This is a genomic window from Lentzea sp. NPDC004782, assembly GCF_040609115.1.
GTDB lineage: Bacteria > Actinomycetota > Actinomycetes > Mycobacteriales > Pseudonocardiaceae > Lentzea.
The window spans coordinates 109,370-129,843 of sequence record NZ_JBEXJN010000025.1 but is presented as its reverse complement, the minus strand read 5'-3'; the positions used below and the strand labels follow the sequence as shown (position 1 = coordinate 129,843).

Below are 20,474 nucleotides of genomic sequence, written 5' to 3'. Positions count from 1 at the left end.
AGGTGTGACAAGGCGCCCTTCATCGACCACTAACTATCAGTTAGTATGCAGGTGTGGAGTACAACGTGTTCGCCAAGGCGTGCCCGTCGCGCCCGACGCTGGAGCACGTCACCGGCAAGTGGGGCAGCCTGACGCTGGGCGCCCTCGTGGACGGGTCGCTGCGGTTCAACGAGCTGCGCCGCAGGGTCGACGGAGTCAGCGAGAAGATGCTGTCGCAGACGCTGCACGCGCTGGAACGGGACGGTCTGGTGCACCGCGAGGCGCAGCCGACGAACCCGCCGCGCGTCGACTACAGCCTCACGCCGCTCGGCCGCGAGACGGCCGAGCGGTTGCTGTCGCTGATCCACCTGCTCGAAGCGCGCATGCCGGACGTGCTCGAAGCACAGCGCGCGTACGACAGCCGCAAGTAGGGTTCACCACTCGACGATCAACCGGTCCGGCACGCGCATGCGCAGGTCCGGCCGGAACGTGACGGGCTGGCCCGGTGCGAGCCGCAGTCCGGGCAGCCGGGACGACAGCTGTTCCAGCGCCACACGGGTTTGCATGCGCGCGAGTGGCGCGCCGACGCAGAAGTGCGCTCCCGCACCGAGTGAGAGGTGCACGGTCGGCATCTGCCGTGACGGGTCGAACGACTCCGGGCACTGGTAGACGGCCTCGTCGCGGTTCGCGGCGCCCAGCAGCAGCTGCACCTTCGCCCCCGCCGGCACCGGATGTCCCCCGATCTCGGCATCCTCGGTGGCGTGCCGGAAAAGGCTCACCATCGGGCCTTCGTAGCGCAGCAGTTCCTCGATCACGGACGGGATCGTGGCGGGGTCGTCGACGATGTCGATCCAGTGCCTGCGGCGGCCGGCGAGCAGCGAGCGCAGGCCGAGCGCGAGCACGTTGACCGTCATGCCGAAGTCCGCCAACGGTTTCTGCTCTTCCGGTGACAGGGTGCCGATCGCGTGCCGCATCACCGCGGCGGGGAACGGGTCGGCGAACAGCGGTACGAAGTCGCCGTGGCCGTAGCGCGGGAAGCCGTCGATCAGGCGGTCGGCGCAGTCGCGGACCAGCGGTTCCAGCTCGGCCATCCGCCGCGCCGAGAAGGCGCCCTGAAGTGCTTTGCGCACCTGGGGATCCAGGTGGTGGGACGTGGCGACGAAGCTCGGGTCTCTCAGCACCCGCACGACGTCGCCGTACCGGCTGACCACCCAGTAACCGTTCTTCTCGCTGAAGAACACCGGTTCGCACGCCCGGAAGTGCACGAACAGCGGGTACGGGTTCGCGATGTGCTGCGAGTTCAGAGGCTCGTACGCGGTGACCACAAAGCGCGAGTGTGGCAGCGGGCGTGCGTCACGAAAGTGCACATGGCGCAGTTGAGACGCACGCCCGCCAAAGTGTCGTGGAAACTCAGCACTCGATGACGTTGACGGCGAGGCCGCCACGCGCGGTTTCCTTGTACTTCACCGACATGTCCTTGCCGGTGTCGCGCATGGTCTTGATGACCTTGTCCAGCGACACGAAGTGCGAGCCGTCGCCGCGCAACGCCATGCGCACCGCGGTGATCGCCTTGATCGACGCGACGGCGTTGCGCTCGATGCACGGGATCTGGACCAGGCCGCCGATCGGGTCGCAGGTCAGGCCGAGGTTGTGCTCCATGGCGATCTCGGCGGCGTTCTCGACCTGTTCCGGGGTGCCACCGAGGACCTCGGCGAGCCCGCCGGCGGCCATCGAGCAGGCCGAGCCGACCTCGCCCTGGCACCCGACCTCGGCGCCGGAGATCGAGGCGTTCTCCTTGAACAGCACGCCGATCGCGCCCGCGGTGAGGAGGAACCTGACGACGCCGTCGTCGTTGGCTCCCGGCACGAACTTCGTGTAGTAGTGCAGGACCGCCGGGACGATGCCGGCCGCGCCGTTGGTCGGCGCGGTGACGACCCGGCCGCCGGCCGCGTTCTCCTCGTTGACCGCCAACGCGAAGAGCGTCACCCAGTCCATGACCCGCAGCGGGTCGGTGACGAAGTGCTCGCCCTCCAGCCGCTTGCGCATCTCGGCGGCGCGGCGGCGGACCTTGAGGCCGCCGGGCAGGACGCCGTGCTCGGTGCAGCCGCGTTCCACGCACTCCTGCATCACGTGCCAGATGTGCAGAAGTCCTTGGCGCACCTCGTCTTCAGTCCGCCACGACAGCTCGTTGGCCATCATGATCTCGCTGATCGACAGACCGGTCTCCCGGCAGCGCGCGAGCAGTTCGTCACCGGTGAGGAACGGGTGCGGCAACGGCGTGGTGTCCGGCTTGATCCGGTCGGTGCCCGAGGCGTTCTCGTCGACGACGAAACCGCCGCCGACCGAGTAGTACACGGCGTGCTCGACGGACTCGTCGCCCTTGTAAGCCTCGAAGCTCATCCCGTTGGGGTGCAACGGAAGCGACTTGCGGCGGTGCATGACGAGGTCGCGGTCGTGCACGAAGCCGATCTCGTGCACGCCGCCGAGCCGCAGCCGCCCGCCGGTGACGATCTCCTCGACGCGGGCCGCCGCGACCGTCGGGTCGACCTCTTCCGGCAGGTTGCCCTCCAGGCCGAGGAACACGGCCTTCGGGCTGCCGTGGCCGTGCCCGGTCGCGCCGAGCGAGCCGAACAGCTCGACGTGCACGCGGTCCACTTCGGACACACGCGCGCCGAGCTTCTCGACGAACATCGCCGCCGCGCGCATCGGGCCGACGGTGTGGGAGCTGGACGGTCCGATGCCGACGGAGAACAGGTCGAAAACGCTGATCGCCACTGATCAGTCCTTGGTCAGTTCCGCGTACTTGGCGGCGGTGAGCAGGTTCTCCGCGGACTCCACGCGCACGCGGAAGAGCCAGCCCTGGCCGTACGGGTCGTTGTTGATGATCGCCGGATCGTCCACGACCGCGCCGTTGACCTCGATGACCTCACCGGTGACCGGGGAGAACAGGTCGCTGACCGACTTGGTGGACTCGAGCTCGCCGCACACCTCGTTCGACACGACCTTCGCGCCCACCTCGGGCAGCTGGACGAACACGATGTCGCCGAGCGCGTCGGCCGCGTAGGCGGTGATGCCGCAGGTCAGCGGGTCCTGGGTACCCGGCGTCCAGTCGACCCACTCGTGCTCGTGGGTGTAGAGCAGGTTCTCGGGGAACTCCACGACGACTCCTCTGGCTATGACGGCTCGGTCTGGTAACAGCCCCCTCCGCCGTGCAGAGTTGCCTACCCCGAGCGGTCTTGCTGCCTGAGAGTGTGCGGGAGCTTGCCCCTTCGGCGCCCCGACTTCTTCGTCGAGGTCTCTCCCACTCGGGTTCTGGTGCCTCACGGGCACCGCGGCCGGTCTTCAGTTCTCGAGCGCGAACGCTATGTGCGGCCACCGCCAAGTGTCAACGCGAGACGGTTGACATCGGGGAGAGCGCTGCCATGGTGAGTGCAGGCAGACATCGGAGGTCTCATGCGGAAACCGTTCATCGTCGCCTTGCTCACCACACTGGTGCTGACTCCCGTCCCCACCGCCACGGCTGCGGAGGCACCGGCTCCCGTCACCGTTCCCATCAGCCACCTCTTCGACAACGACGGCATCGACACGGCGTCGGACCGGACCGGGAACTTCGACGGTTCCGGCTACGCGTTCCCCGCGGAAGCACTGCCGTCCGGGCAGGTCACGGCCGATGGCGTGCCGTACCTCTTCCCGGGAAATTCACAGACCAAGAACAACAACGTGGTCGCTCTCGGCCAGCGGATCGACCTGCCGCGAGGGCACTACCTGACCGTGCACCTGCTCGTGGCGTCCTCGTACGGAGCGGCCGGCGGTACCGCCACCGTGCACTACGCGGACGGGTCCTCGACCACCGGAGCGATCAGCGGGCCCGACTGGTATTCGGGCAGTGGTCCGATCTCCGCGCCGTTCCGGTACTCGCCGGGCGGCCGTGACGAGCACCCCGTGTCGATCGGCACCGCACAACTGTGGGCGGATCCCCAGAAGGAGGCGGTAGCCGTCACGCTGCCGGTGACGAGCCCGGCCGCGGAGGGCAAGTCCTCGCTGCACGTGTTCGCGCTGTCGGTGCAGCCGGCGGGCAAGGGGCAGGTGCTCGCGGTCCGTGCCGCGCGCAGCACGACCAAGCTGCCGCGCGTGGGCGGTCAGACGATCGAGGCGACCGTCGTGAACCTCGGTGACCAGTGGGTGTCCAACATCTCCGTGCGCGCCGAGGGACTGGGGGTCGTGACGCTGCAGCCGGCGTCGGTGAAACGGCTCGCGCCCGGCGAGGAGGCGCGGGTGCGGATCGGGATCCACGCCTACCGGACCGGCACGTTCGACGGGAAGGTGACGGCGCGGTCGGGCCGCGTCTCGGCCTCGCAGAACGCCAGGTTCTCCCTGGGCGTCGCCGACTACCAGGCGATGGACGCGTCGTTGGCCGCGCACGAGTCGCCGTACTGGTTCGACGACGCCAAGTTCGGGATCTTCATCCACTGGGGGCTCTACTCGGTGCCCGCGTGGTCGCCACCGGGTGAGCAGTACGCGGAGTGGTACTGGCAGTGGATGCAGGACCCGAACAACGCGGTGAACCCGTACCACGCGGCGACGTACGGCAAGGACTTCGCCTACGACCAGTTCATCCCGCAGTTCACCGCCGCGAAGTTCGACCCGCGCGAGTGGGTGCGGCTCTTCGAGGAGGCCGGGGCGAAGTACTACGTGCTGACCTCCAAGCACCACGAGGGTTTCGCGCTGTGGGACTCGAAGGTGTCCGGCCGTGACGCCGTCGACCTCGGCCCTCATCGCGACCTGGTGAAGGAGCTGTTCGACGCGTCGCGCAAGTACACGCCGGGCCTCAAGAACGGGCTCTACTTCTCGATGCCCGAGTGGTTCAACCCGGACAGCCCGTGGAGCGGCCACGCGCCGCGCAACCCGTGGAGCGGAGCCCCCGAGCCCTACACCGGCTACCAGGCAGGACGTGACTTCGTGCACGACTACCAGGCACCGCAGATGACCGAGCTGGTCGACGGGTACGACCCGGACGTCATCTGGTGCGACATCGGCGGCGCGAACGACTCGCGGCGGGTGCTGGCGGACTACTTCAACAAGGCCAAGAACCGGGCGGTGCCCAAGGACGTGACGGTGGACGACCGGTGCGGCATCCAGACCCACGACTACACGACGCCGGAGTACGCGACGTACCCGAACACCGTGGTGAAGAAGTGGGAGGCCTCGCGCGGCCTCGACCCGCGCTCGTACGGGTGGAACCGGGCGACGCCGGACTCGATGTACATGACCGCGGACGAGGTGATCCGCACGCTGGTCGACACGACGTCCAAGAACGGCAACTTCCTGCTGGACATCGGCCCGAGGGCGGACGGCTCGATCCCCGAGATCATGCAGCAGCGGCTGCGCGAGACGGGCGCCTGGCTGCGCACGAACGGCGAGTCGATCTACGGCACGACGTACTGGTCGCGGATGGCCCAGCTGGGTTCGCTGCGGTTCACGGTAAAGCCGAACGAGGCCTTCTACATCACCTCGCTGGCCCAGCCGGGCCCACAGCTCGTGGTCGACGCTCCGGTGCCGATCAAGGACGGTGACCGCGTCACGCTGCTGGGCTGCGACAAACCCCTGAAGTGGACCCGATCGGGTGGAAAACTCGTGGTGGACGTGCCTGCGGGCGTCGGCGAGCACGCATGGGTGTTCAAAGTGGCTTTGTCCTGACAGAACAACCGGACAGTGACGGGATAGTGCGATCCGCACGGTGACATGACCTTCCGGCTGCCTCAGATTGGTGCACAGAGGCCAGCCCGAACGGAGGAGTCATCGTGCGGATCGCAGTTCCCCGCGAGATCAAGAACCACGAGTACCGCGTCGCCCTCACCCCGGCGGGCGCTCACGAGCTGACCAGCCGCGGCCACGACGTGTTCGTCGAGCAGGGCGCCGGTCTGGGTTCCGCGATCACGGACGAGGAGTACCTCGCCGCGGGCGCCAAGATCCTCGCTTCGGCCGACGACGTGTGGGCGGAGGGCGACATGGTCCTCAAGGTCAAGGAGCCCATCGCCGAGGAGTACCCGCGGCTGCGCGCCGGCCAGACCCTCTTCACGTACCTGCACCTCGCCGCCGACAAGCCGCTGACCGAGGCGCTGCTCGCGTCCGGCACCACGGCCATCGCCTACGAGACCGTGCAGCTGCCGAACCGCGCGCTGCCGCTGCTCGCCCCGATGTCCGAGGTCGCGGGCCGGCTGGCCCCGCAGGTCGGCGCGTTCTCCCTGATGAAGCCCTCCGGCGGCCGCGGCGTGCTGCCCGGTGGCGTCCCCGGCGTCGCCCCGGCCCGCGTGGTCGTGATCGGCGGCGGCGTGGCGGGCCTCAACGCCGCCACCATCGCCGTCGGCATGGGCGCGGACGTGCAGATCCTCGACACCAACGTCGACCGCCTGCGCCAGATCGACGCCCAGTTCCAGGGTCGCCTGCGCACGCTGGCGTCCAACTCGTTCGCCATCGAGCAGGCCGTCCGCGAGGCCGACCTGGTCATCGGCGCCGTGCTGGTGCCGGGTGCCGCTGCCCCGAAGCTCGTGTCGAACGCGCTGGTCGCCGACATGAAGCCGGGCTCGGTGCTCGTCGACATCGCGATCGACCAGGGCGGTTGCTTCGAGGACTCCCGTGCCACCACGCACGCCGAGCCGACCTACGAGGTCCACAACTCGGTCTTCTACTGCGTGGCGAACATGCCCGGCGCCGTCCCGCGCACCTCGACCTACGCCCTGACCAACGTCACGCTGCCCTACGCGGTCGCGCTGGCCGACAAGGGCTGGGAGAAGGCGCTGAAGGACGACCGTTCGCTGGCCCTGGGCCTCAACGCCCACGCCGGTCAGCTGACCAACGGCCCGGTGGCCGAGGCGACCGGCCTCGTGCACACGCCGCTGGAGACCGTTGTCTGAGACCAACTGAATGAATGAGGCCCCCGCACGCGATCAAGGCTGCGGGGGTTTCGCCTTTCCTCCGGCCAGATACCGCTCGCAGCGCTCGGCGAACGTGAGGTCGTTCGGTGCGAGCCGCGTTCTCGCGATCATCTCGCGCGGGTCGTGCGCACCGGCCTCCACGACGAAGCCGCGGTGCTCGTCGAAGTACGCGCCACCGCCGAGATCCGCTGCCGCGAGTGCGATCGCGATGCAGAGCACCACGCGAGCGCGCCGCAGCAGAGCGGTGACCTCAACGGGCCGCCGGAGCGAGCCGTCGACGGACCAGCTCACGACCGCAGCGCCGTGACGCGCGCCTTGATGCCGTCGATCACGCAGTCCAGCCCGAACTCGAACTGCCCCTCCAGCGACCACACCTCCTGCTCGCCGAGCATCGCGACGTAACGGGGGTGCTTCTCCCGGTACAGGTCGGCGATCTTGCCCAGGTCCGGCGGCGGGGCGTCCATCCCGCCCCTGGCGGTGAAGTTCACCTCGGCGATCGCGTGGCCCATGACGTAGCTGGACACCGCCGACACCGACTGCGCCGCCGCGGCGATCGACAGGCCGGCGCGCAGCATGGTTTCAAGCATCGAGTCCGCCATCGCCACGGCGTTCGGGCCGATGCTGTTGAACTCGCCGATGCCGCGGACCCACCACGGGTGCTTGAGCGCGAGATGACGCAACGAGTGCATCATCCCGCGCAACGCGGGCTCCCAGTCGGCGTCGGGCGCAGGCAGGTCGAACTCGCCGTAGATCTCGTCGAGGCAGAGCTCGATCAACGCGTCCTTCGTCGGCACGTGCCAGTACAGCGACATCGGGGCGGCACCGAGCTCGGCGGCGAGCTTGCGCATGGACAGCTTCTGCAGGCCGTGCTCGTCCAGCACCTCCACGGCCTTGCGGACGATCACCTCCCGGCTCAGCCCGAGGGGCTGGCCGCTGCCGGGTCTCGGTTTGCCGAACCACACGCTGTCCACACCGGCGATCCTAGGCACGTCGCAACAACACGCTGGCCACAACACCTCCCAGGAACACCGCGACCGCGCCGATGACGAGGCTCACGCTCATGCCGGACGAGAACGCGTCGCGCACGACCGTGATGTCCGCCCCGCTGTGCAGTGCTTCGGAGAGGGACCGCGACGGGACGCCGTCCGGCAGCGCGGCGGCGAACCGGGCCGACAACAGCGCGCCCAGCACGGCGATGCCGAACGAGGAACCCAGTTCCGTCAGCGTGCTCGACAACCCGGACGCGATACCCGCGCGTTCCGGCGGGATGGAACCCATCAGCGCGTTGACCGCAACCGGTTGCGCCACACCGACTCCGACGCCGATGAGGACGAGCCCGGCCAGCGTCGGCGGGTAGGTGTTGCCGATCGACAGCAGCACCACGCCGCCTGCGACGATCGTCATGCCGAGCAGCATCGCCTTGCCGGCGCCCAGCTTCAGCACGAGCTGGCCCAGGGTGTTGCTGGTGACGAGCAACGCGATCGCCATCGGCGCCACGCGGACACCCGCCTCCAACGGGCTGTAGCCGAGCACGCCCTGAAGGTGTTGCGTCAGCAGGAAGAGCGAGCCCGCCATGCCGAACGCGGCCAGCACCCCCGACGCCACCGCACCGGTGAAGCGGCGGTCTTTGAAGAACCCGAGGTCCAGCATCGGTTCCGCGGTGTGCCGTTCCCACCACGCGAACGCCGTCATGGCGACCACGCCGAGCGCGACCGGCACCCCGAACTCCGGCGAGCCGAACCCGTGCTCCGGCACCGAGATCACCGCGTACACCAGCGAGACCATGCCGATGATCGACAGGATCGAGCCGACGACGTCGGGCCTGCGCACGGCCGGGTCCTTCGACTCCGGCACCAGCGCCGCGACGGCCGCGATGGCGAGGGCCGCCACCGGCACGTTGATGAGGAACACCGAACCCCACCAGAAGTTCCTGATGAGCGCGCCGCCGATCACCGGACCGGCCGCGAAGCCGAGGCTCGTGACCGCGGCCCAGATGCCGATGGCCTTCGGGCGTTCCCTCTCGTCGAACAACTGCATCAGCACGGCCAGCGTGCCGGGCATCAGCATCGCGGCACCGACGCCCATGAAGCCGCGTGCCGCGATCAACGCCTGCGGCGAACCCGCGCAGGCCGCCACGGCGCTGCCCGCGCCGAAGAGCAGAAGACCGGCCAGCAACGCCTTCTTGCGGCCGAACCGGTCGCTCAGGCTGCCGGTCGTGAGCAGCAGGCCCGCCAGCGCGAGCGAGTACGCGTTGATCATCCACTGGATGTCGGCGGTGCTGGCGTGCAGTCCCGTGGAGATCGACGGGATCGCCACGTTCAGCACGGTGTTGTCGAGCACCACGACCATCACGGACAGGCAGAGCACGCCGAGCACGGCCCAGCGCTGGGGGTGCGGGCGCACCCCGACCTCCTCGGTCGTCGAAGTCATCTCATCCCCCTTACGGTGTACGAGCACCTTACAGCGTACGAGACCTCGCGACGCAAGGAAGTCTGCGGAAGCGATCGTGGTGGCGCACAGAACCGTGAAGGCGCACAGCGCCTGAACCTGCGGGGGTTCGGGGGTCGTCCCCCCGACAAACACTGCGGGCCTCGGCGAAGTTGGCCGAAGGCCAACGAGCACCGAGGCCCGCGTACGTAAAGGGCGGCCGCGCTCAACCAGCCTGGGGGTCACTGGGAGCGGGGCCGCCGGAACCAAATATAGCGGGCCCGGCACGGCCGCGCCCAGCACCCCCGCCCAAACGCGCACAGAAAGTTTCCCCGACTGGACCACTGCCCGTGTTCGGCCCGTCCAGCAAACGAGTGAATTCCCCCGCCCGCGGTGCGGCGAGCAGGGCCGACAGCCGATGAAGACGGAGTCGGGTGTCCCTCGAAGGGAGATTCCATGGCTGAACCACAGGGATGGATCCACTGCCACGACCCGTTCGGTCGAGACAGATCGATGACCGTTCTGGTGGAGAACGACCGAGTTCTGCTGGTCACACCGCCGGGTGAGACCGCTGTGATGTCCGCCACTCAGACGCGACGGCTGGGCTCCTTGCTCGACCAGGCCACGGCGAAGATGTGATGGACCGGATCCTGCGAGAGGCGGTGCTGCAAAGGCTGGCACTGCTGGACAAGGTGGCCGAGCACGGCGAGGCCGAGGCGCTGGTTCCGCTGGCCCGCGCGGAGATCCACCGTCTGGCGGACGGCTGGCGCCTGCTGCTGACGGTGCACCAGCCCGACGAGGACGGCCGGTGCCGGGCGTGTCCCGGCTGGCTGCGGCGCCGGCGGTGGCCGTGCCAGGTCTGGAACATGGCGCACCAGCACCTGATCGGAGAAGGTCTGCCGCATCGCGAACGGCGGCTGCCGTTGCGCAACCCTTTCACCCGATCGGGGACGATCGAGGTTCCCGAGGAGACACCGGTCGAGCTGACCACCGAACTGCCGCCGATCCTGACCGACCTGCCACCCGTGGTCCACCGCGCGCCGGTGGTGTCGCGACCGAAGCACGCACTGCCCGACTGACCTTCGGGCAGGATGGGCCGCATGCATGACGGCAGCGGCCTCATCGCGGTCCAGAACCTGACGAAGCAGTTCGGTTCTGTCACGGCGGTGCAGAACCTGAGCTTCACCGTGTCCCCCGGCAGCGTGACGGGCTTCCTCGGCCCGAACGGTGCGGGGAAGACGACGACCCTGCGGATGTTGCTGGGGCTGGTGAAGCCGACGGGTGGCACGGCGACGATCAACGGACGGCAGTTCCACCAGCTCGGCCAGCCCGGCCGCGTGGTCGGTGCGGTGCTGGAGGCGCAGGGGTTCCACCCGCGCCGGACCGCGCGCAACCACCTCCGCGTCTACGCGGCCGCGATCGGCGTTCCCGACGAGCAGGCCGACCAGGTCCTCGGCCTGGTCGGCCTCGGCGGCGCGGCCGACCGCGCGGTCGGCGGGTTCTCGCTCGGCATGAAGCAGCGGCTGGCGATGGCCACCGCGTTGCTGGGTGACCCGCAGGTGCTGGTGCTGGACGAGCCCGCGAACGGCCTCGACCCCGAGGGCATCGCGTGGCTGCGCACGTTCCTGCAGTCGTACGCGCGCATGGGTCGCACGGTGCTGATCTCCAGCCATCTGCTCGCCGAGGTCGAGCAGACCGTCGACCAGGTCGTGATCATCTCGCGCGGGCAGACCATGTACTACGGACCGTTGGACCACCTGCGCCAGCAACAACAACGCCGTGTTCTCGTGCAGCCGTCGGACGTCAACGCGCTCGCCACCGCGTTGCGCGAGGACGGTGTCCAGACGATCGAGCAGCTCGTGGACGGCCGTATCGCCGTGTCCGGAGTGGATGCCAAGCACGTCGCGGACGTCGCGTTGCGCGCGGGCGTGTCCGTCTACGGCATCCAGGAGGAGCAGGTCGACCTGGAACGGCTCTTCTTCCAGCTCACCAGTGGCCAGTACGCCGGGTACGCGCCGGCTCCGTATCAGCAGCAGCAGCAGCAGCAGGGTGGTTGGGCCTGATGGGCAACCTCGTACAGGCGGAACTTCGCAAGACGACGACCACGAGCCTGTGGTGGGGACTGCTGATCCCGACCGTGCTGGTGGCGTTGGGCGGTGGCCTGCTCTCCGGCCTGATCGGCCGGTGGTTCGTCGATCTCACGTCGACCGCGGACGCCGAGCAGCTCTCGGAGATGCTCGGGGTCACGCCGGACCAGTGGAAGTTCTCGCTGTTCGGCATCGCGCGCTCGATCAACCTCGCCACGGTGTTCCCGTTGATCTTCGGTGCGCTGGCGATCTCCGGTGAGATCGGCAGGCGGACGATCACGACGACGTTCCTGACCGCGCCGTCGCGGATGCACACCATGCTGGCGAAGATGCTGGTCTACGCGCTGTGGGGCGCGATCTACGGGCTGGCGATCATGGGGTTCGTCGCGCTCGGCGTGGTGCTGACCAGCACGTCGGGTCAGCTGCCCGACGCCGGTGGCTGGGCGATGCTCACGCTGGTCTGCGTGCTGTCGTCGATCCTGATGACGATGTTCGGCATCGGGCTGGGCGCGCTGGTGCCGAACGTCGCCGGCGTGACCGTGCTGCTGATCATGTACTTCGTGGTGGTCGAGAACGCGCTGCTGCTCGGGCTGCGGATCGCGGGCACGCCGGAGACGCTCGTCGGGTTCCTGCCGAACGGGTCGGTGAACGGGCTCACCGGCTCGGTCGTCGTCGACCTGTTCCTGGCCAAGGCCGGTGTGGTGCCGGAGGAGGCGATCACGTTCCTGCGGATGTTCGCGGGCGCGGGTGGCGCGCAGGCGTGGTGGCTGTCGGGACTTATCTTCCTCGGCTGGGTGGCGGTCGTCTTCGGCGGCGGCTGGGCGCTCACCGCCCGCAAGGACATCACCTGACCTGCGCTTTTACAAGATCTACTTGACTGTCGGACCGCGTCCGTAGTCTTGGCTGCGTGACCGAGGGCTGGATCCGCCGACTGACCGCGGCCTGCTGGCGGCACCCCCGGCTGGTGGTGCTGTCGGTGCTCGCCGCGGTCGTCGGCGTCGGGCTGCAGGCGGCGGGCCCGTTGCTGCTCAAGACCGCGATCGACGACTCGACGGCCGGCCGCACGGATCGCCTGTGGGCGTTGATGGTGGCGCTGGTCGCGCTTGAGCTGCTCACCTTCGGGTCGGCGTTCCTGCGCCGCTACCTGGGCGGGCGGCTGGCGCTGGGCGTGCAGCACGATTTGAGACTCGGCGTGTTCTCGTCGGTGCAGCGGCTCGACGGCGCGAAGCAGGACGAGCTGAGGACCGGGCAGATCGTGTCGCGGTCGATCACCGACCTGCAGCTGGTGCAGTCGTTGCTGATGATGGCGCCGCTGGCGGTCGGCACGGTGGTGTTCGCGGTGGCCGCGCTCGCCGCGATGCTCTACCTGTCGGTGCCGCTCACGTTGGTCGCGCTGGTCGTGCTGCCGCTGGTGGCGTGGCTCGCGGGCCGGACGCGGCTGACGTTGTTCCCGGCCACGTGGTCGGCGCAGCAGCGGGCGGCGGATCTCGCGCAGCACGTCGAGGAGACCGTCACCGGCGTGCGCGTGGTGAAGGGCTTCGGCCAGGAGGCGCGCGAGGTGGCGCGGCTGGAGAAGCACGCTCGGGCGCTGTTCGCCGAACGGATGCGGGCCGCCCGGTTGTCCTCCCGGCCGCTCGCGACCGTGACGGCGCTGCCGTTGCTGGGCCAGGTCGGCGTGCTGGCGCTGGGCGGCTGGCTCGCGTTGCACGGGCAGGTCACGCTGGGCACGTTCCTGGCGTTCACGACGTACGTGGCGAACCTGGTGGGCCCGACCAGGATCCTGTCCGGGCTGGTGGTGTCCGCGCAGCTGGCGCGGGCCGGGGTGGAGCGGGTCTACGAGCTGATCGACTCGCAGCCGGACGTGACGGACGGGCCCGGCGAGGTGCCCGACGGCCCGCTCGGCGTCACGTTCTCCGACGTGAGCTTCGGCTACGCCCGCAGCGAGCCGGTCCTGCAGGACTTCTCGATCTCGGTCGAGCCGGGCGAGACGCTGGCCCTGGTGGGCACCGCGGGATCCGGCAAGTCGACGGTTTCCCTGCTGCTGCCCCGGTTCTACGACGTGCACTCCGGTGCCGTGCGGGTGGGTGGTGCCGACGTCCGCACGTTGCGCCTGGAGTCGTTGCGCGGCGCGGTGGGCGTCGTCTTCGAGGAGGCTTTTCTCTTCTCCGACACGGTGTTCGCGAACATCGCGTACGGCCGGCCCGACGCCTCGCGGGCGGAGGTCGAGCGTGCCGCGAAGGCCGCGGAGGCGCACGAGTTCATCGAGGCCCTGCCGCTCGGGTACGACACGGTGGTGGGCGAGCGCGGTCTCACGTTGTCCGGCGGCCAGCGCCAGCGCGTGGCCCTCGCCCGCGCGTTGCTGTCCGATCCCCGCATCCTCGTGCTGGACGACGCGACGTCCGCGGTGGACACCGCGACCGAGGCCGCGATCCACGCCACGCTGGCCTCGGTGACGGCCCATCGCACGACCCTGCTGGTGGCCCACCGCCGTTCGACGCTGTCCCTGGCGGACCGGATCGCGGTGCTGGACGCGGGCCGGGTGGTCGACATCGGCACCCACGAGGAGCTGACGGCGCGCTGCGCCCTCTACTGCGACCTGCTGGCGGGTCCGGACGAGGCGATCGAGTCCACGGCCCCCGTGACCACGGGTGAGCTGTGGCCGGAGTTGTCGCAGGAGGAGCTCGACCGGCGCCTGCTCGACGACGCCAGGACGACGGCTCCCGCCGCGTCCGGTCGCCGTGGCGGTGGCGGCGGTGGCGGCGGGATGTCCGCGCTGGCCGGCGGCCCGCCGACACCGGAGCTGCTGGCCCAGGTGCGGTCGTTGCCGCCCGCCACCGAGGTGCCGGTGCTGCACGGCGAGGACCCGAAGGCCCCCGATCCCGGCTTCCGCCTCGCGCGACTGCTGCGCCCGGTCCGCTGGGCACTGGCCGGGGTGGGCCTGCTGGTGGTGCTGGACGCGTTGGTGGGCATGGGTTTACCGGCGCTGGTCCGCCTGGGCGTCGACGGCGGCGTGGTGAAGGGCACCGAGTCCGCGCTGTGGCTGGCGGTCGGCCTGGGCGTCGGTCTGGTGGTGGTCGGCTGGCTGACCACGACGAGCAGCACGGTGTTCGCGGCCCGCCTGGGCGAGCGCCTGCTCTACCTGCTCCGCGTCCGCAGCTACGCCCACCTGCAACGGCTCGGCCTCGACTACTACGAGCGCGAGATGGCCGGCCGCATCATGACGAGGATGACGACGGACGTCGACGCCCTCTCGACGTTCCTGCAGACCGGCCTCGTCACCGCCGTGATCAGCCTGTTCACCGTCGTGGGCATCACCGCGGCCCTGGTGGTCACCGACGCGTCGCTGGCCCTGATCGCCCTCGCGGTCCTCCCGGTCCTGCTGGTCGCGACCGTGATCTTCCAGCGCCTCTCCTCGACCGCGTACGCCGAAGCCCGCGAACGCGTGAGCGCCGTCAACGCCGACCTCCAGGAGAACGTCTCGGGCCTGCGCGTCTCCCAGGCGTACACGCGAGAACGCCACTCAGCCGTGGCCTTCGCCGAGCGCAGCGACGCCTACCGCCGCTCCCGCCTGCGCGCCCAGCGCTACATCGCCACCTACTTCCCGTTCGTGGCGATGCTCTCCGGCGTGGCCCAGGCGGTGGTCCTGGCCGTGGGCGCCCACCGAGTGGCCACCGGCACCCTGACGCCGGGCGTGCTGCTGGCGTTCCTGCTGTACCTGGGCCTGTTCTTCAGCCCGATCCAGCAGCTCTCCGGAGTCTTCGACGGCTACCAGCAGGCCCGCGTGGGCCTGCGCCGAATCGGCGACCTGCTCCGCACGCCGAGCACCGTCGAGCCGCCGGCCTCACCCGTCCCGGTCCCGCCCCGCCTGCGCGGCGAGGTGGAGCTCCGCAACGTCTCCTTCACCTACTCCGGTGCCGACCGCCCAGCTCTGGACAACGTGTCCCTGCACGTCACCCCAGGCGAGACGGTGGCGCTGGTGGGCGAAACGGGCGCGGGCAAGTCCACCCTGGTCAAGCTGATCGCCCGCTTCTACGACGCCACCGCCGGCGCGGTCCTGGTCGACGGCGTGGACGTCCGCTCCTACGACCTCTCCGCCTACCGGCAACGCCTCGGCGTGGTCCCGCAGGAAGCCCACCTGTTCGGCGGCGACGTGGCCGAGAACGTCGCCTACGGCCGTCCCACCGCCACCCATGCCGAAATCCAGCACGCCGTCGCAGCCGTCGGCGCCCTCCCGATGGTCGCCGCCCTCCCCAACGGCTTCCACCAACCGGTCGGCGAACGCGGAAACCACCTCTCCGCAGGCCAACGCCAACTGCTGGCCCTGGCCCGAGCCGAACTGGTCAACCCGGACCTCCTCCTGCTCGACGAGGCCACCGCCGCCCTGGACCCGGCCACCGAGTCCGCGGTCCTGGCCGCCAGCGACCAGCTGACCGGCGCCCGAACCACCTTCGTGGTGGCCCACCGCCTGGCCACCGCGGCCAAAGCCGACCGCATAGTCGTCCTGGCAGGCGGCCGCATCATCGAACAGGGCACTCACGCCGACCTCTTGGACACCAACGGCGCCTACGCCCGCCTGTGGCGCCACAACACCCCGGAAGCTGCCGCCTGACCGCCCTCAACGCATCCAAACGCACCCCCAACTCCCAGCCTTCCGCAGTACCTGATCAACCTCACCGAGCTGGGTCATCCGGTCGTCCCCACGATCGACGACCCGAAACACCTCGGGGTCGTTCCACTTGGTGGACCACGACTTCCAGTACGCGTTGCACGCGCCGGACCCGGCCCAGCGCGGGGAACTCGCCGAGTACGCACCGGCAGCGGCCGATCTGGAATTCGCGCGGAAGTTCATCGAGTGGAACGACCTCGACCACGGCATCCAGCGGGTGGATGCCTGTCGCACCCGAGAGGGAGATCTTCTGCTGGTCGAGCTGGGGGGACCTCAACCCGCACCTGCCGCTGGACCGCGCCGACGAGCGGACCAAAACGGAGTTCTTGAAGGCGATGAGCGGGTCGATCCGGCGATCACTCAGGTGAACAAGATCAATCCACGGAGTGGACTCGTTGTACCTATCGTGAACTGATCACCGCGCTCGGTGCGTATGCCACTCCAACAGTGCACTGAAAGGGAGGAGACGTAGTGAGACGCACATCAAGAATTCCTCAACTGCGGGTGACGACCGGGCCGTCCTGATCGATCCTGTGACAGAGCACTCCTTGCCAGGCGCCTCCAGCGTGTGAAGGCCCGGGCCAGGGGGACTAGCCTGACTACCGCATGAGTCAACACCAAGAGCGAGATGGATAGAGGCGAGCGCCAGCCGTGTCCAGCAGCAGTCCTGCGTCACAATTCGGGCCGAACGAGTGGCTCGTCGAGGAGATGTACGAGCAGTTCCTCGCGGACCCGTCATCCGTAGACCCGGCATGGCATGACTTCTTTGCCGACTACAAGCGTGCGGGCGGTAACGGCACCGCCACGGCGAGTGCGGGTGGCGCTACGACGACCACCACCACCACGACCGTGACCCCGCCTGCCGCCGACAACGGCAAGGCCGCGCCCGCCGCCGCCCCCAAGCCGGTCACGCAGCCCAAGCCCGCGGCCACGCTGCCGCAGACCGGCAAGCCCGCGCCGCAGCAGGCCGCGAAGGCCAAGCCGGTCACGCAGAGCGCGCAACCCGAGCAGAAGCAGCTGCGCGGTGCCGCCGCCGCGATCGCGAAGAACATGGAGCTGTCGCTCACCGTTCCGACCGCGACCAGCGTGCGCGCCGTGCCCGCCAAGCTGCTGGCCGACAACCGCATCGTCATCAACAACCACCTGAAGCGGACGCGTGGCGGGAAGGTCTCCTTCACGCACGTCATCGGTTACGCGGTGGTGCGGGCGCTGCAGGCGTTCCCGAACATGAACCGGCACTACGCCGAGGTCGACGGCAAGCCGTTCGTCGTCACGCCGGAGCACGTGAACTTCGGCCTGGCGATCGACCTGCCCGGCAAGGACGGCTCCCGCAGCCTCGTCGTGGCCTCGATCAAGGGCTGCGAGAACATGACGTTCACGCAGTTCTGGCAGGCCTACGAGGACCTGATCCGCAAGGCTCGCACCGGATCGCTGACGACGGAGGACTTCTCCGGCACCACGATCTCGCTGACCAACCCCGGCACGATCGGCACGAACCACTCGGTGCCGCGGCTGCAGGCCGGTCAGGGCGCGATCATCGGTGTCGGCGCCATGGAGTACCCCGCGCACTTCCAGGGCACCAGCGAGCAGGCGCTCACCGACATGGGCGTCAGCAAGATCATCACGCTGACCAGCACGTACGACCACCGCATCATCCAGGGCGCGGAGTCGGGCGAGTTCCTCAAGCGCGTGCACCAGCTGCTGCTCGGCGAGGACAGCTTCTACGACGACATCTTCGCGTCGCTGCGGCTGCCCTACGAGCCGATCCGCTGGGTCGCCGACATCCCCGAGGGTGCGGTCGACAAGACCGCGCGCGTCATCGAGCTGATCGACGCGTTCCGCACGCGCGGCCACCTGATGGCCGACACGGACCCGCTGAACTACCGCCAGCGCAGCCACGCCGACCTGGACGTGCTGAGCCACGGCCTGACGCTGTGGGACCTGGACCGCGAGTTCCCGGTCGGCGGGTTCGCCGGCAAGGAGCGGATGAAGCTCCGCGACATCCTGGGCGTGCTGCGCAACTCGTACTGCCGCACCGTCGGCGTCGAGTACATGCACATCCTGGAGCCGGAGGAGCGCCGCTGGATCCAGGAGCGCGTCGAGGTTCCGCACGAGAAGCCGCCGGCCACCGTGCAGAAGTACATCCTCAGCAAGCTGAACGCGGCTGAGGCGTTCGAGACGTTCCTGCAGACGAAGTACGTCGGCCAGAAGCGCTTCTCGCTGGAGGGCGGCGAGACCGTCATCCCGCTGCTCGACGCGGTGCTCGACAAGGCCGCCGAGCACGAGCTCGACGAGGTCGTCATCGGCATGCCGCACCGCGGCCGCCTGAACGTGCTCGCGAACATCGTCGGCAAGCCGATCTCGCAGATCTTCCGCGAGTTCGAGGGCAACCTCGACCCCGGTCAGGCGCACGGCTCCGGCGACGTGAAGTACCACCTCGGTGCCGAGGGCAAGTACTTCCGCATGTTCGGCGACGGCGAGACCAAGGTGTCGCTGACCGCGAACCCGTCGCACCTGGAGGCCGTCGACCCGGTGCTCGAGGGCATCGTGCGCGCCAAGCAGGACCTGATCGACCGCGGCGGCGACTTCTTCCCCGTCCTGCCGGTCGCCCTGCACGGTGACGCGGCGTTCGCGGGTCAGGGTGTCGTGGCCGAGACGCTGAACCTGGCGCTGGTGCGCGGTTACCGCACCGGTGGCACGGTCCACATCGTCGTCAACAACCAGGTCGGCTTCACCACCGCGCCGGAGCACTCGCGGTCCTCGAAGTACTCGACCGACGTCGCGAAGATGATCGGCTCGCCGGTCTTCCACGTGAACGGTGACGACCCCGAGGCCTGCTACTGGGTCGCGAAGCTGGCCGTCGACTACCGCCAGGCGTTCCACAAGGACGTCGTGATCGACATGGTCTGCTACCGCCGCCGCGGCCACAACGAGGGCGACGACCCCTCGATGACGCAGCCGGCGATGTACGACGTGATCGACCAGAAGCGCTCGGTCCGCAAGACCTACACCGAGGCCCTGATCGGCCGCGGCGACATCACGGTCGAAGAGGCCGAGAAGGCGCTGCAGGACTTCTCCAGCCAGCTGGAGCACGTCTTCAACGAGGTCCGCGAGCTCGAGAAGCACCCGGTGACGGTCAGCCCGTCGGTCGAGGCCGAGCAGCAGGTCCCCGCGAAGCTGCCCACCGGCATCACCCGCGAGGTGCTGGAGCAGATCGCCGACGCGCACGTGAACCTGCCCGAGGGCTTCACGCCGCACGCCCGCGTCAAGCCGGTGCTGGAGCGCCGCGCGAAGATGGCGCGCGAGGGCGGCATCGACTGGGCGTTCGCCGAGCTGCTCGCGTTCGGCTCGCTCGCGCTGGAGGGCCGCAAGGTCCGCCTGGCCGGCCAGGACTCGCGCCGCGGCACGTTCGTGCAGCGCCACGCGACCCTGATCGACCGCAAGACCGGCGAGGAGTACACGCCGCTGCAGAACCTGTCGCCGGACCAGGGCAAGTTCATGGTCTACGACTCGGTGCTGTCGGAGTTCGCCGCGCTCGGCTTCGAGTACGGCTACTCGGTCGCGAACCCGCAGGCGCTGGTGCTGTGGGAGGCGCAGTTCGGTGACTTCGTCAACGGCGCGCAGCCGATCATCGACGAGTTCATCTCGTCCGGTGAGGCCAAGTGGGGTCAGCGTTCCGACGTCGTGATCCTGCTGCCGCACGGCCACGAGGGCCAGGGCCCCGACCACACGTCGGGCCGCATCGAGCGCTGGCTGCAGCTGTGCGCCGAGGGCTCCATGACCGTCGCGGTGCCGTCGACCCCGGCGAACTACTTCCACCTGCTGCGCCGCCACGCCCTCGACGGCGTCGACCGCCCGCTCGTGGTGTTCACGCCGAAGTCGATGCTGCGTCTCAAGGCGGCTGTCAGCGGCACGGACGAGTTCATCAACGACCGCTTCCAGTCCGTGATCGACGACCCGACGATCAAGGACCCGAACGCGGTCACGAAGGTCCTGCTGTGCAGCGGCAAGATCTCCTACGAGCTGCACGCCGAGCGCGAGAAGCGCGGCGGCGGCGACGTGGCGATCGTGCGCGTCGAGCAGCTCTACCCGGTCCCGGCCCGCAAGCTGACCGAGACCCTGGAGCGCTACCCGAACGCGAAGGACGTCCGCTGGGTGCAGGAGGAGCCGGCGAACCAGGGTGCCTGGCCGTTCTACGGCCTGGCCCTGCCGGAACTGCTGCCCGAGCACCTGGGCACCGTCCGCCGCGTGTCGCGCCGCCCGATGGCCGCCCCGTCGGCCGGTTCGAGCAAGGTGCACGAGGTCGAGCAGCGCGAGATCATCACCCGCGCGTTCGAGTGATCACCGCTTGACGACGCGAGCCGCCGGACCCACTGGGCC

16 protein-coding genes and 1 riboswitch are annotated in these 20,474 nt (G+C 69.3%); of the genes, 10 read left to right on the top strand and 6 right to left on the bottom strand.

The window, feature by feature from the left end; genetic code table 11:
• Positions 1 to 53 precede the first annotated feature (53 nt).
• Positions 54 to 410, top strand: coding sequence for a helix-turn-helix domain-containing protein (locus tag ABZV40_RS23840; RefSeq protein WP_355445379.1), 357 nt, complete (start codon positions 54 to 56; stop codon positions 408 to 410).
• A 3-nt stretch (positions 411 to 413) separates the two neighbouring features.
• Here ABZV40_RS23840 and ABZV40_RS23835 read toward each other — a convergent pair whose 3' ends face one another.
• The 3 genes from ABZV40_RS23835 to gcvH all read right to left on the bottom strand — a co-directional run bounded on the left by ABZV40_RS23835 (position 414) and on the right by gcvH (position 3,138).
• Positions 414 to 1,304, bottom strand: coding sequence for a cytochrome P450 (locus ABZV40_RS23835; protein ID WP_355445376.1), 891 nt, complete (start codon positions 1,302 to 1,304; stop codon positions 414 to 416).
• Positions 1,305 to 1,389: 85 nt separating this feature from the next.
• Entirely contained in the window at positions 1,390 to 2,754 is a 1,365-nt protein-coding gene (locus tag ABZV40_RS23830) for an L-serine ammonia-lyase (protein WP_355445373.1), read from the bottom strand.
• 3 nt (positions 2,755 to 2,757) lie between these two features.
• Positions 2,758 to 3,138 (bottom strand): glycine cleavage system protein GcvH, encoded by a 381-nt coding sequence (gene gcvH, locus ABZV40_RS23825; protein ID WP_355445371.1) that lies wholly within the window; start codon positions 3,136 to 3,138, stop codon positions 2,758 to 2,760.
• Positions 3,139 to 3,200: 62 nt separating this feature from the next.
• Positions 3,201 to 3,293, bottom strand: a riboswitch (glycine riboswitch).
• Positions 3,294 to 3,432: 139 nt separating this feature from the next.
• On the opposite strand from gcvH, the gene ABZV40_RS23820 reads away from it, so the two are divergent.
• Together ABZV40_RS23820 and ald are read left to right on the top strand one after the other, a co-directional pair.
• Complete coding sequence (locus ABZV40_RS23820; protein WP_355445368.1) at positions 3,433 to 5,676, top strand: alpha-L-fucosidase; 2,244 nt, start codon at positions 3,433 to 3,435, stop codon at positions 5,674 to 5,676.
• A gap of 104 nt (positions 5,677 to 5,780) precedes the next feature.
• Complete coding sequence (gene ald, locus ABZV40_RS23815; RefSeq protein WP_355445365.1) at positions 5,781 to 6,893, top strand: alanine dehydrogenase; 1,113 nt, start codon at positions 5,781 to 5,783, stop codon at positions 6,891 to 6,893.
• A gap of 33 nt (positions 6,894 to 6,926) precedes the next feature.
• Here ald and ABZV40_RS23810 read toward each other — a convergent pair whose 3' ends face one another.
• Genes ABZV40_RS23810 through ABZV40_RS23800 form a run of 3 tightly spaced genes read right to left on the bottom strand, consistent with a single transcriptional unit; the run spans position 6,927 to position 9,344 of the window.
• Positions 6,927 to 7,205 carry a hypothetical protein gene (locus ABZV40_RS23810; RefSeq protein WP_355445362.1) on the bottom strand — a complete coding sequence of 93 codons (279 nt, stop codon included), beginning with the start codon at positions 7,203 to 7,205 and terminating at the stop codon, positions 6,927 to 6,929.
• Positions 7,202 to 7,885: a TetR/AcrR family transcriptional regulator C-terminal domain-containing protein gene (locus ABZV40_RS23805; protein WP_355445359.1), complete on the bottom strand. Its 684-nt coding sequence runs from the start codon at positions 7,883 to 7,885 to the stop codon at positions 7,202 to 7,204. The genes ABZV40_RS23810 and ABZV40_RS23805 overlap by 4 nt, the downstream gene beginning before the upstream one ends.
• A 10-nt stretch (positions 7,886 to 7,895) precedes the next feature.
• Complete coding sequence (locus tag ABZV40_RS23800; protein ID WP_355445356.1) at positions 7,896 to 9,344, bottom strand: MFS transporter; 1,449 nt, start codon at positions 9,342 to 9,344, stop codon at positions 7,896 to 7,898.
• 510 nt (positions 9,345 to 9,854) lie between these two features.
• Between ABZV40_RS23800 and ABZV40_RS23795 the strand changes: the two genes are divergently transcribed.
• The 7 genes from ABZV40_RS23795 (at position 9,855) to ABZV40_RS23765 (ending at position 20,435) form a co-directional block, all read left to right on the top strand.
• On the top strand, positions 9,855 to 9,980 hold the full coding sequence (locus tag ABZV40_RS23795; RefSeq protein WP_281248831.1) for a hypothetical protein: 126 nt from the start codon (positions 9,855 to 9,857) through the stop codon (positions 9,978 to 9,980).
• Positions 9,980 to 10,420: a hypothetical protein gene (locus ABZV40_RS23790; protein WP_355445353.1), complete on the top strand. Its 441-nt coding sequence runs from the start codon at positions 9,980 to 9,982 to the stop codon at positions 10,418 to 10,420. The genes ABZV40_RS23795 and ABZV40_RS23790 overlap by 1 nt, the downstream gene beginning before the upstream one ends.
• A 21-nt stretch (positions 10,421 to 10,441) precedes the next feature.
• Entirely contained in the window at positions 10,442 to 11,404 is a 963-nt protein-coding gene (locus tag ABZV40_RS23785) for an ABC transporter ATP-binding protein (protein ID WP_355445350.1), read from the top strand.
• The gene (locus tag ABZV40_RS23780) at positions 11,404 to 12,279 is read left to right on the top strand and encodes a hypothetical protein (protein ID WP_355445348.1); all 876 of its coding nucleotides are present in this window, start codon (positions 11,404 to 11,406) and stop codon (positions 12,277 to 12,279) included. Before ABZV40_RS23785 ends, ABZV40_RS23780 begins: the two co-directional genes overlap by 1 nt.
• A gap of 56 nt (positions 12,280 to 12,335) precedes the next feature.
• Positions 12,336 to 16,037 (top strand): ABC transporter ATP-binding protein, encoded by a 3,702-nt coding sequence (locus ABZV40_RS23775; RefSeq protein WP_355445345.1) that lies wholly within the window; start codon positions 12,336 to 12,338, stop codon positions 16,035 to 16,037.
• A gap of 130 nt (positions 16,038 to 16,167) precedes the next feature.
• The gene (locus ABZV40_RS23770) at positions 16,168 to 16,509 is read left to right on the top strand and encodes a hypothetical protein (RefSeq protein ID WP_355445342.1); all 342 of its coding nucleotides are present in this window, start codon (positions 16,168 to 16,170) and stop codon (positions 16,507 to 16,509) included.
• Between the two features lie 236 nt (positions 16,510 to 16,745).
• Positions 16,746 to 20,435, top strand: a complete 3,690-nt coding sequence (locus ABZV40_RS23765; protein ID WP_355445339.1) for a multifunctional oxoglutarate decarboxylase/oxoglutarate dehydrogenase thiamine pyrophosphate-binding subunit/dihydrolipoyllysine-residue succinyltransferase subunit — start codon at positions 16,746 to 16,748, stop codon at positions 20,433 to 20,435.
• Positions 20,436 to 20,474 lie beyond the last annotated feature (39 nt).

Excerpts from the sequence above, each read along its gene's own strand:
- ABZV40_RS23820 (WP_355445368.1), top strand. The coding sequence starts at position 3,433 with ATGCGGAAACCGTTCATCGTCGCCTTGCTCACCACACTGGTGCTGACT.
- ABZV40_RS23800 (WP_355445356.1), bottom strand. The coding sequence starts at position 9,344 with ATGACTTCGACGACCGAGGAGGTCGGGGTGCGCCCGCACCCCCAGCGC.
- ABZV40_RS23795 (WP_281248831.1), top strand. The coding sequence starts at position 9,855 with ATGACCGTTCTGGTGGAGAACGACCGAGTTCTGCTGGTCACACCGCCG.
- ABZV40_RS23790 (WP_355445353.1), top strand. The coding sequence starts at position 9,980 with ATGGACCGGATCCTGCGAGAGGCGGTGCTGCAAAGGCTGGCACTGCTG.
- ABZV40_RS23785 (WP_355445350.1), top strand. The coding sequence starts at position 10,442 with ATGCATGACGGCAGCGGCCTCATCGCGGTCCAGAACCTGACGAAGCAG.
- ABZV40_RS23780 (WP_355445348.1), top strand. The coding sequence starts at position 11,404 with ATGGGCAACCTCGTACAGGCGGAACTTCGCAAGACGACGACCACGAGC.